Genomic DNA, 11,796 nt, shown 5'->3' on the forward strand with positions numbered 1-11,796 from the left:
TTGTTAACAAAAATTCTGCTTCCAACATTGGATAGAATACCAATAATAAAATGATTGATATAAAGAAAGGGCTGAAGGAATTCGGTTCTTTTTTTATTTATAGAATTTAGAAATTTCTTAATGTTATAATTGTAGTTGGTGATGAGAATGAACTTTGAAGAAAAAGAGATGCGTCGTTTAGAAGCATTAAAAGAAATTGCTGAATTATTAAATGAAGCAACAAACTTACAGGATATGTTAGAAAAAGTGTTGCATACATTGTTACAAGTAATGAATTTACAAACAGGGTGGATATTCTTTATTGATGAAAGTGGAAAGCACAGTATGCTTGTAGACGAAAATTTACCAGAGGCTCTTACGTGGCAAAAGAAGAAGCCGATGTGTGAAGGAAACTGTTGGTGTGTAGAACGTTTTGTGAATGGGAGATTGGAAAAAGCGACTAATATTATTGAATGTAAGCGAATAGAAGATGCAATTGAATGTAATTGGGGAGAGACAGAAGATGTTACACATCATGCGACAATTCCGCTTAGGTCTGGATCAGAAAAATTTGGTCTACTAAATGTGGCTGCACCTCATAAGACTCATTTTTCTGAGGAAGAGTTAGCATTATTAGAAGCAATTGCATTTCAAATTGGAACGACAATACAACGTATTCAATTAGTTGAGAAAGAACGTAAATATGTAGTGGTAGCGGAAAGAAATCGACTTGCACGTGATTTACATGATTCAGTAAAACAATTGTTATTTTCTATTATGCTAACAGCGAAAGGTACTCTGAATATGACGCAAGATAGAGAATTACAAGAGATGTTAAGTTATATTGGGGAATTATCACAAGAAGCATTACAAGAAATGACGCTATTAATTTGGCAATTAAGACCTGAAGGATTGGAGAAAGGATTAGCAGAAGCAATTCAAAATTACGGGAAGTTATTAGGAGTTCAAGTGGAAGTTCGAATTGATGGGATGGTTTCAATTGGGGATGAAATAGAAGAAGTTTTATGGCGTATTAGCCAAGAGGCGCTACATAATTGTAAAAAGCATGCTTCGTGTGAAAAGGTACATATTCTTTTGAAAATAGAAAATAACCAGTTACATTTTTACATAGAAGACAATGGAATAGGATTTATACAAGAACAAGTAAGGGAATCAGCACTTGGCCTGAAAAGTATGAAGGAACGTATTCAGTTAATGAAGGGATCGTTTCAAATTATAACAGAGCTGAAAAAGGGTACAAAAATAGAAATTCAATTGCCGATTTGAAGGGGAGAATAAGGTTGAAGATTAAACTGCTACTAGTTGAGGATCATCATATCGTTCGAAGAGGACTTGTATTCTTTTTGAAAACGAGAGAAGAATTTGAAATTATTGGGGAAGCGGAAAATGGCGAAGAGGCATTACATTTCGTGCAAAAAGAAAGACCAGATGTCGTACTAATGGATGTATCGATGCCGAAAATGGATGGAATTGAGGCAACAAAACGTCTAAAGCAATATGATGAGACAATAAAGGTACTTATATTAAGTAGTTTTTCAGAGCAAGATTATGTTATACCAGCACTTGAAGCTGGAGCAGATGGTTATCAATTAAAAGAAGTACAACCTGAGCAACTTGTCGCTTCTATTATTGCAGTACATCAAGGAAATGCGAATTTTCACCCGAAAGTAACACCTGCATTAATGGGGCGTTCTGCAGTAAAGAAGGAAGTAGAAAATCCTTTTTCAATGTTAACGAAAAGAGAACAAGAGGTACTTCGCGAAATTGCGAAAGGAAGAAGCAATAAGGAGATTGCAGCAGAACTTCATATTACAGAACAAACTGTGAAAACACACGTTTCAAACGTTTTAGCTAAATTGGAAGTGGATGATCGTACGCAAGCCGCATTATACGCAGTGAAACATGGGGAGAATTACTCATAAGTATGAATAATTCTGTTATATCGTATGACAGAATACATAGGAGCAATTAAAAATTATAGTAATCCCTAATATAGGTTTTTCTTCTTTCGATAATTAGGTACAATAAAGTGAAACTCTAATCAGTGGAGGACCATCCCCACTGATGATTAGTTTAACTAATCGGTTTTTACAGGATAAAGCTACGATGGAAGGGGAGGATATGCTATGCCTGGTACAAGAAGTGGGATTGGAAAGATTCAGGCTTCGTTAAATGGTTTATCACCGAAATTGCGAAGTATTGCCGAACATATTTTGAAACATCCACAAGATGTTGTACATAAATCTATTACAGAATTAGCTGAAGTTACGAATAGTTCCGAAGCTACGATATTCCGCTTATGTAAACACCTTGGTTTGCAAGGTTTTCAAGATTTAAAGATTACATTAGCTCGTGAAATTGTACATACACCGATGCAAAATATCCATGAAGAGGTATCAGCAGAAGATAGTATGGTAACTGTTGCTAAAAAAGTTTTTCATTCGCATATTACAGGACTGCAAGATACTTTACATTTGCTTAATGAAACGGCACTTGAGCAGGCTGTACGAGCCTTACAAGAAGCAAGTCGAATTGAGTTTTATGGAAATGGTGGCTCTGGTATTATTGCAATGGATGCGTATCATAAGTTTATGAGAACGGGTATTTCTTGTATCGCTCATACTGATTCGCATTTTCAAATTATGGGAGCAGGTTTACTCTCGGAAAATTCAGTTGTTATTGGTATTTCTCATTCTGGTAGCAATAAAGGATTACTTGAAGCATTAGAAGTAGCGAAAGTAAGAGGGGCCCAAATTATTGCGATTACGAGCTATAAGAAATCAGCATTAAGTCAACTTGCTGATATAACGTTATATACATCAACACGTGAGACTGAATTCCGCACAGAAGCAAGTTCATCAAGATTAGCACAGTTAAGCTTATTAGATACTTTGTATGTAGGGTTGTCGTTGCAGCGACAAGAGGAAACTCTAAAAAATTTACAAAGTATACGTGAAACGATTTCGATGAAGCGAATATAAAAAGCTCTTCAAATGAAGAGCTTTCAGACTGTAGACAAACTATTTTTGGAGAGTTCAAATACTAAAAATAGTTTGTCTCTTAATTTATAGATAATTTATCCAATAGCATTTATATGTAGTTCTGTCTATACTACAATTTACTATAAGTGAGGAAGGTGTCTTATGAAAATATCCGTTTATGTTGCAAGTGCATTTAGCAAGGATCATAAAGGCGGAAATAAAGCAGGAGTGGTATTTATTGAGAATACATTGACCACTACTCAAAAAATGGAAATAGCCAAACAACTGGGCTATGCGGAAACCGCATTTATATCAGAATCTGAACTTGCTGATTATAAATTTGAGTATTTTACACCAAAAGAAGAAGTTGATTTATGTGGTCATGCGACAATTGGCTCTTTCGCGATACTAATGCATTTAAATAAACTTTTCAGGAATCGCTATACGATTGAAACGAACAGCGGTGTTCTTACTATTACTATAAAAGATGACATCATATTCATGGAACAAAATAAACCAATATTCTATGATGTTGTATCTCCAAACGAGTTCATCGACTGTTTTGATAGTAAAGATATAGACAATAAATACCCAATTCAAATTGTCTCCACGGGCTTAAAAGATATTTTAATTCCTATAAAAAGCGAAACACAATTACATGCACTGCAACCTAATTTTGAAAAAATTAAAGAAATCAGCAAGTATTATAATGTTGTCGGGATGCATCTATATACTTTTAATGACAATCGAATTATATGCAGAAATTTTGCTCCGCTATACGACATTAATGAAGAAGCAGCGACTGGAACTTCGAACGGTGCATTAGCTTGCTATCTTTATGAACAGGACTACTTGAAAAAAGAAGTCTATGTATTTGAACAAGGTTATTCTTTACACTCGCCTTCTGAAATATTAGTTAAATTAGCAACCAATAGCAAAAATAAAATAGAAAAAGTTTATGTTGGTGGCAAAGGATATTACTGTGAAACTAAGTGTTTACATGTAGAAAATATTGAGTGAAGAGCTTTTTTATCGGTAAGAAGTTTGTTAATTTATTTTCTTTTAGAAATATGTGACTTACTTATAGTCAATGATAAACTCTCATTTTTAAAAATTTAAAATAAAGACCGATTTGTGTAATAATTCAAATATTGTTCATAATTTCACAAGTTGTTTATGAAGTGTCATGTTATGATGAAGATGTAATGATGATTGAACACTTAAATTTGGTACAATAACTAGCCAAAGTAGTGAAGAAAGTAGTTGTGAGATAAACTCATTAAAATGCTAAAACACTAAAGGGGAGATCACATATGAAAGCAGTAGTGGTTAATAAAAACAGCAAAGCAAACATCGAAGTGATTGACAAAGAATTACGTCCGTTACACTCAGGTGAAGCGTTAGTAGATGTAGAGTATTGTGGAGTTTGCCACACTGATTTACACGTTGCGAATCATGATTTTGGTAACACTGATGGCCGTATTCTTGGCCATGAGGGTGTAGGTATTGTTACGAAAATAGCTGATGATGTTACTTCACTAAAGATAGGTGACCGTGTAAGTATTGCATGGATGTTCCAATCTTGTGGACGTTGTGAATATTGCGTAACTGGTAGAGAAACATTTTGCCGTGAAGTTAAAAACGCTGGTTATTCAGTGGATGGTGGTATGGCTGAACAATGTATCGTTACAGCTGATTATGCGGTAAAAGTACCAGAAGGATTAGATCCTGCTCAAGCATCATCAATTACTTGTGCTGGTGTAACTACATATAAAGCTATTAAAGTATCAGATATTAAACCTAGTCAACCTATTGTAATCTATGGCTGCGGTGGATTAGGTAACTTAGCTATCCAATATGCTAAAAATGTATTTGGTGCAAAGGTAATCGCAGTAGATATTAATGACGACAAATTAGCCTTAGCGAAAGAAGTTGGTGCTGATATGACTATCAATCCAATTTCTCAAGGTCCTGCTGATAAAATTGTGCAAGAGGAGTTTGGTGGCGCTTATGCTGCGGTAGTAACAGCAGTCTCTAAAGTAGCCTTTAACTCAGCAGTTGATGCAGTACGTGCTTGCGGTAAAGTAGTTGCAGTAGGGCTACCAGTAGAAACAATGGACTTAAACATCCCACGACTTGTACTGGATGGAATTGAAGTAGTTGGTTCTCTAGTTGGTACTCGTAAAGATTTGGAAGAGGCGTTTATGTTCGGGGCAGAAGGAAAAGTAGTGCCAGTTGTTCAAACTTGTTCTCTAGATAAAGTACAAAATGTATTCGAAGAAATGGAACAAGGTAGAATTCAAGGGCGTATGGTAATTGATTTTAAAAAACATAATTGTGATTGCAAATAATTCACTTTAAATATAAAAAGCATGAGTCTAGCAAAGGACATGTAAAAAAGTTAGACAGTATAAGAAGATGATCCCTGTATTTAATAGGGATCATCTTCTTTATTTTCTACTAATATCGATGCCAATTAATACTTGATTAATGAGAAATGATTAAAGGTTTACTTTATTTGCAAACGAAAAGGAATCTTTATGTTTAACGAATTTTTTATGATCTGGAACGTTTTGAATTGCTACAATTTGCGAATCTCTTGCTTTCAGTGCATCTTGAATCCCGATGGTCATAAGCTTAATAAATAGAATCGTAATAAAGAATGAAGCGAGAGTATAAAAAATAATCCACCATGAAAGATTCATTTCATTACGATTTAATCCAATAAGACCTGCCCAATCATTAGATAGAGAAACAGGTTTGAGCACTCCGTCATAGAGTTCACGCATTTGTATGCCACCAATTACAATGTTAAGCAACGCTAAATGGATAACGAGTATGAGTGTTTGGACGATATGTTCCATAAATAATACAAATAAGCGGTCAAGTAATAAGACTCGTAAGTGTTTTTTAATAATATGAAAACGACTAGCCCCCAGTAATTGTGAACTTAAGATGTAATCTTGTTTCATAAATTCATCAACCTCTGAGGATATGTATAAAGAAAGTGTAGGCAGAGCGACGAAAATAAGTACGAGTACTTGATAAAACGTAAATGAAATATTTGGATCTACCCCATCAGCATTTGATGTGATTATAATATTAACGGGCGTGATGAGTATGAATGCGATAAATAGAGTTGGAATATAATAAAAAACTTCTGAGCATGACTGGAAAAATCTCTTGAGTTTTGGAGCAAATAAACTTAAGAGGATTCCTATACATGTTCCGCATAAAATTCGAAAGAAGCTAATTGCCACGGCTAATAAAATAGTGAATTTTGCTCCTTCTACAATTTGTAAGAAAACAGACTCTCCAAAACGATCAGATCCAAAAGGTGGAATTAACGATGGCGGAAAGGGGGCCTTTCCAAGTAATTCGTTATTTTCATTGTAAAGTAACTGAGGAGGTTTTGGGATGTTATCTTTAAAGAACCAACTATAAATAAAACTAGCTGAAATAAGTATGAATAGATAAGCAAAGCCGATTAAAAAGCGTTTTGATTTCCAAATAGATTTCATAATGATACTCCTTTCAATTGCTTTTTCCATCTATTCATCATGAATGAGACTATTTGGAAAATGGCGTAAAATGGTAAAACAATCATAACAAGTATGATAAATGCAGCTGGAGGTGAAACAAACGCCTTATTAAATAAAAATTGAATAATGCCTTCCATATTAAAAACAAATTCTAAAATGAATAAATTAGAAAGTAAGAAAACAAAAATCGTTTTTAAATGGTGGAAGAAGTGGATAGATATATTTTTGAATAAATGAATGCATAGTATATAACTTGATGAAAGGCCTTTTCCATATGCAACCTCTACGTAATGTTTTCCTTGCTCTTCTTTTATGTATAACACCATCATCCGAAACATTTGTAATGTAGGTAAGACAGCTAATGATAAAATAGGAAGTAAATAAGCTCGATTTTCATTAAAAGAAATAATAGTGACAGGAGATTCCCCAAATTTCTGAAGTACCCATATGAAAAATATTTGCAAACAAATCATCATCATCATATCAGGGACAGCTTCTAATATGAACACAATTCGGTTTATCCATTTTTTTATATAATCTTTTGCTAAAAAATAAAAAAATGCCATGCTAGATGATAAAAAGAGAGCAAGAAAAAAGGCTAAAAATAATATAGTAAATGAATATAGGTAAGGTTCTAAAACAGTTGGAAATAATGGTGTTTTTTTGAAATGGCCAAACTTCGGGTCTGATCCTATAATCACTAATGATTCAGGGGAAAAAACCTGTTTTAACATAGTAACGGTCTGATTAAAAAAATAAATTGGTTGAAAGGTAAATCCTTGTTGAGTGATAAATAAATAAGGTAAATTTAATAATAGTAAGAGTGATAAAAGAATTGATGAAAGCTTAATTGTGAATTGAGATATTTTATTTAACATTAAATCCCTCCGACATCTTTTTACAACATTATACAATAAATTTCATGTTATTGTTTTTATTTTTCTGAAAAATAAAATAATTTTCGGTTTTATAGTATGCAAGATATATTTACAAGATAAAAAAGTGATAGTAGGGGGCCGCGCTCTATGTTTATCAAGATAAAAGGACTAGTGAACCTAAAACAATAAACAAGAGCAAAATGCACAGAATTCTCATTCTGCGGTTAGTTACTTTTCTTGGCTTGATGGTGATGTTACGTGAACCCTAAAAATGAATATTGCGTTTCAACTCTTTCTTCATGCAAATAAGTAGAACGTATGGAGGAGTATGTATGTGTTGTTAATGGGAGGAAAGAGTGTATTGCGTAACGAATATAACGTAAGTTTACCGCATGGAAAAGCTAAATGTAGTATATAAGTGAAATGGAATGAGGGGATTTATTTTTTTGGTATGAAAAAAATTTTCTTTGTATAACTTGATAAATGAAAAAATATTTTATATACTAATTCATGTAAACGGTTTACTAAATCGTATTTTGCTAGAAATGAAGGGAAGATTCGCATGGAAACAAGGGGGAGAGTAATCGGGATTGATATCGGTACCACAAGTACAAAAACGGTTGTGTTCACAGAAAAAGGAAAAGTCATTGCATCACATGCAATCGATTACCCAATTATTCAACCGAATGTAGGATGGGCTGAGCAAGATCCTGATGTAATATGTGCCGCTGTATACAAAAGTGTAAGCGTTGCCATTGAAAAAGGTAATGTATTACCAGAACATATTTCTTCAATCGGTATTAGTACAGCTATGCACGCATTAATTGCAGTAGATGAAAATGGTGCGCCATTAACGCGTTCTATCATTTGGGCAGATAATCGAAGTACGAAGCAATCAGAAAAATTATTACAACAAATGAATGGGCATGAAATTTATAGACGTACAGGTACACCGATTCATCCGATGTCACCACTTTCTAAATTGTTATGGATGAAAGAAGAGGAACCAGAGTTATATACAAGTGCCTATAAATTCATTTCCATTAAAGAGTATGTGATTTACCAATTATTTTCACGCTACGTAGTTGATTATTCGATTGCTTCTGCTACAGGGTTATTTAATTTAGAAACATTAAACTGGGATGAAGATGTTTTAACTATGTTACATATGTCACCAGAACAATTATCAACCCCTGTACCAACTACATATATTTTATCAGGTATGAAGCCAGAATTAGCACAGAAGATGGGGATAAGTGCAGAAACACCAATTGTCATCGGAGCAAGTGATGGGGTTCTTGCAAATGTAGGAGTTGGTGCGATATCACCGGGTGCGGCTGCAATTACGATTGGAACGAGTGGTGCGGTTCGAACAATCTCATCAAATATAAATACAGATGAGAAAGGGAGAACGTTTTGTTACGCATTAACAGATGAGCACTGGGTAATCGGTGGTCCAACGAATAACGGCGGAATATTACTGAGATGGTTACGTGATGAATTTGGTAGTCCAGAGCAAGAAGTAGCAAGAAAGCTCGGCATTGATCCTTATGATTTATTAATTAAATATGCAGAAAGCGTACCAGCTGGAGCGGATGGGCTATTGTTCTTACCTTTCTTATCTGGAGAACGCGCACCTTACTGGAATGCCAATGCTCGTGGTACATTCTTTGGAATCAATCTTCAACATAAGCGAGAACATTTTATACGTGCAGTGATGGAAGGTGTTTGTATGAGTGTATATTCAGTAGCACTCGCAATCAGGGATTGTACAGGTCCACTTACTGAAATACGAGTTTCAGGAGGGTTTGCAAAATCTGCATTTTGGAGACAAATGTTGTCCGATATGATGGGAAAAGAATTGTTTGTACCTGAAAGTCATGAAGCATCTGCGCTTGGGGCAGCGGCAGTTGCTTTATATGCTGTAGGAAAAATTGATTCTCTTGAAGAGGTAAAGGATTGGATTGATATTGTCCATCATCATGTACCGAATAAAGAAAATACGTCTATATATTTAGAAATGTTTTATATGTATGAACGACTTTACAATCGCTTGAAAGAAGAATTTGATTGTATAGCTGCTTTCCAACGTAAACAATAGGGGGATTGGGAGAAATGGTAGTTGGGATCGTACTAGCGGCAGTTGTCATACTACTTTTACTTATTACGGTAGTAAAATGGCATCCATTTGTCGCATTAATTTTAACAGCAATTGGTGTAGGATTAGCAATGGGAATGCCTTTAATTGGAACTTCACCAAAAGATCCAGGGATTATTGATTCTATTAAACTAGGGCTTGGTAATACGTTAGGATTTTTAGCGATAGTTTTAGCACTAGGAACGATGCTTGGAAAAATGATGGCCGAATCTGGTGGTGCTGAACGAATTGCTAACACATTAATTAATCGTTTTGGGAAGAAACGAGTTCACTGGGCGATGATGTTCGTTGCATTTTTAGTAGGGATTCCGGTATTTTTCCAAGTTGGATTTGTACTATTAATTCCGTTAGTATTTACAATTGCGTTAGAAACTGGGGTATCACTTATTACAATTGGTATTCCGCTAGTAGCAGGACTGTCAGTCGTACACGGACTTGTTCCACCGCATCCAGCGGCAATGGCGGCAGTTGGCATTTTTAAAGCAGATGTAGGGAAGACAATTTTATATGCGTTAATTGTCGGACTTCCAACTGCAATTATTTCAGGTCCACTTTACGGGAAATGGATTGGTGCTCGTATACATAAGGAAGTACCATTAGATATAGCGGAGCAATTTGTTGAAAAAGATAATAAAAAAGAGCTTCCTAGCTTTTGGAATACATTGTTTACAATTTTACTTCCAGTATTTCTTATGCTTGGTGCATCAATAGCAGAAGTTGCATTAAATAAAACGAGTCAACTAGCACAAGTATTACACTTTATTGGAGATCCGATTGTGGCTTTATTAATTGCAACCATTTACTCTTTCTTTAGTCTTGGATATGCAAAAGGTTTCTCAAAAGATAAAGTGTTACAATTTACAAATGATTGCCTTGGACCTATTGCAAACATATTGTTAGTGATTGGTGCAGGCGGCGCATTTAATAAAGTATTATTAGATTCTGGAATTGGAACGACAATTGCAGATATGGCGAAAGAATCACATATTTCACCGATATTATTAGGGTGGGGAATTGCGGCACTAATCCGAATTGCAACTGGATCAGCTACTGTTTCTATGATGACAGCGGCTGGAATTGTTGCACCGATTGCAGCAAGCACACCAGGTGTAAATGTTGAATTATTAGCACTTGCAACTGGTGCAGGGTCATTAATTTTATCACACGTGAATGATTCAGGATTTTGGATGATTAAAGAGTATTTCGGAATGACTGTGAAAGAAACATTATTAACATGGACTGCAATGGAGACTATATTATCTGTAGTAGCACTTGGGCTAATTTCGATATTAAATATATTTGTATAAAATAGGAGATTGATTAATATGAAACTAGGTTTAATTGGATTAGGAAAAATGGGATTCCCATTAGCTGAACACTTACATGAAGACAAGCATGAAGTAGTAGTATACGATGTAAATAAAGAGCTTGTTGAAAAGGCAGGAAAACTAGGAATTACTGCACGTCATACATTAAAAGAAATGATTGCTGAACTAGAAGCTCCTCGTACAATTTGGGTAATGGTGCCTGCAGGAGAAGTTGTAGAGTCAGTACTAAAAGATCTATATTCGTTATTAGATGAAGGTGATATCGTTATTGAAGGCGGAAATTCATTCTATAAAGATACGTTACGCCGTGCTGAAGAAGCAAAAAGCTTCGGATTACATTATGTAGATATCGGTACATCAGGCGGTGTAGAAGGAGCTAGATACGGTGCTTGCTTAATGGTTGGTGGAGAAAAAGAAATTTACGACCAATTAGAACCTTTATTTAAAGATTTAGCAGTAGAAAATGGCTATTCTTATGCTGGCCGTGTTGGTAGTGGTCATTTCTTAAAAATGGTTCATAACGGTATTGAGTACGGCATGATGCAAGCAATCGCTGAAGGATTTGAAGTACTAGATAAGAGTGACTTTGATTTCAATTATGAAGATGTTGCAAAAGTATGGGCGAACGGATCAGTTATCCGTGGTTGGTTAATGGACTTAACTGAAAAAGCATTTGCAGAAGATCCGAAACTAGATGGCATTAAAGGTGTAATGAACTCTTCAGGAGAAGGAAAATGGACTGTTGAAACTGCACTTGAACTTCAAGCTGCAGCACCAGTAATCGCTATGTCATTATTTATGCGCTATCGTTCTCAGGAAGATGATACATTCCATGGAAAAGTAGTTTCAGCACTACGTAATCAGTTCGGTGGACATGAAGTTGTGAAAAAATAAGGATGTTATAAAAAA

At 35.0% G+C, this 11,796-nt stretch carries 10 protein-coding genes; 8 read left to right on the plus strand and 2 right to left on the minus strand.

The window, feature by feature from the left end; genetic code table 11:
* The first annotated feature begins 147 nt into the window (after positions 1–147).
* From casK to adhP, 5 genes are all read left to right on the plus strand, one after another.
* The gene (gene casK, locus HMPREF1014_RS11155) at positions 148–1,266 is read left to right on the plus strand and encodes a two-component system sensor histidine kinase CasK (RefSeq protein ID WP_001008463.1); all 1,119 of its coding nucleotides are present in this window, start codon (positions 148–150) and stop codon (positions 1,264–1,266) included.
* Between the two features lie 14 nt (positions 1,267–1,280).
* A complete protein-coding gene (casR, locus tag HMPREF1014_RS11160; RefSeq protein ID WP_000694629.1) occupies positions 1,281–1,922 on the plus strand; it encodes a two-component system response regulator CasR in 642 nt (213 codons plus the stop codon).
* A gap of 204 nt (positions 1,923–2,126) precedes the next feature.
* Positions 2,127–2,981 carry a MurR/RpiR family transcriptional regulator gene (locus HMPREF1014_RS11165; RefSeq protein WP_001119644.1) on the plus strand — a complete coding sequence of 285 codons (855 nt, stop codon included), beginning with the start codon at positions 2,127–2,129 and terminating at the stop codon, positions 2,979–2,981.
* A 162-nt stretch (positions 2,982–3,143) separates the two neighbouring features.
* The gene (locus HMPREF1014_RS11170; protein ID WP_000704320.1) at positions 3,144–4,001 is read left to right on the plus strand and encodes a PhzF family phenazine biosynthesis protein; all 858 of its coding nucleotides are present in this window, start codon (positions 3,144–3,146) and stop codon (positions 3,999–4,001) included.
* A gap of 293 nt (positions 4,002–4,294) precedes the next feature.
* Positions 4,295–5,332 (plus strand): alcohol dehydrogenase AdhP, encoded by a 1,038-nt coding sequence (adhP, locus tag HMPREF1014_RS11175; RefSeq protein WP_000649109.1) that lies wholly within the window; start codon positions 4,295–4,297, stop codon positions 5,330–5,332.
* Between the two features lie 150 nt (positions 5,333–5,482).
* Here adhP and HMPREF1014_RS11180 read toward each other — a convergent pair whose 3' ends face one another.
* Together HMPREF1014_RS11180 and HMPREF1014_RS11185 are read right to left on the minus strand one after the other, a co-directional pair.
* On the minus strand, positions 5,483–6,502 hold the full coding sequence (locus HMPREF1014_RS11180; RefSeq protein ID WP_000836558.1) for an ABC transporter permease: 1,020 nt from the start codon (positions 6,500–6,502) through the stop codon (positions 5,483–5,485).
* Entirely contained in the window at positions 6,499–7,401 is a 903-nt protein-coding gene (locus HMPREF1014_RS11185) for an ABC transporter permease subunit (protein ID WP_000932684.1), read from the minus strand. The genes HMPREF1014_RS11180 and HMPREF1014_RS11185 overlap by 4 nt, the downstream gene beginning before the upstream one ends.
* A gap of 562 nt (positions 7,402–7,963) precedes the next feature.
* Between HMPREF1014_RS11185 and gntK the strand changes: the two genes are divergently transcribed.
* From gntK to gnd, 3 genes are read left to right on the plus strand one after another with little or no spacing between them, the layout of a single operon-like run.
* Positions 7,964–9,502 (plus strand): gluconokinase, encoded by a 1,539-nt coding sequence (gene gntK, locus HMPREF1014_RS11190; RefSeq protein WP_000450009.1) that lies wholly within the window; start codon positions 7,964–7,966, stop codon positions 9,500–9,502.
* Positions 9,503–9,516: 14 nt separating this feature from the next.
* Complete coding sequence (locus HMPREF1014_RS11195; protein WP_000260208.1) at positions 9,517–10,866, plus strand: GntP family permease; 1,350 nt, start codon at positions 9,517–9,519, stop codon at positions 10,864–10,866.
* Between the two features lie 18 nt (positions 10,867–10,884).
* On the plus strand, positions 10,885–11,781 hold the full coding sequence (gnd, locus tag HMPREF1014_RS11200; RefSeq protein ID WP_000765980.1) for a phosphogluconate dehydrogenase (NAD(+)-dependent, decarboxylating): 897 nt from the start codon (positions 10,885–10,887) through the stop codon (positions 11,779–11,781).
* Positions 11,782–11,796 lie beyond the last annotated feature (15 nt).

The organism is Bacillus sp. 7_6_55CFAA_CT2 (genome assembly GCF_000238655.1).
In the GTDB taxonomy this organism is placed as follows: domain Bacteria; phylum Bacillota; class Bacilli; order Bacillales; family Bacillaceae_G; genus Bacillus_A; species Bacillus_A cereus.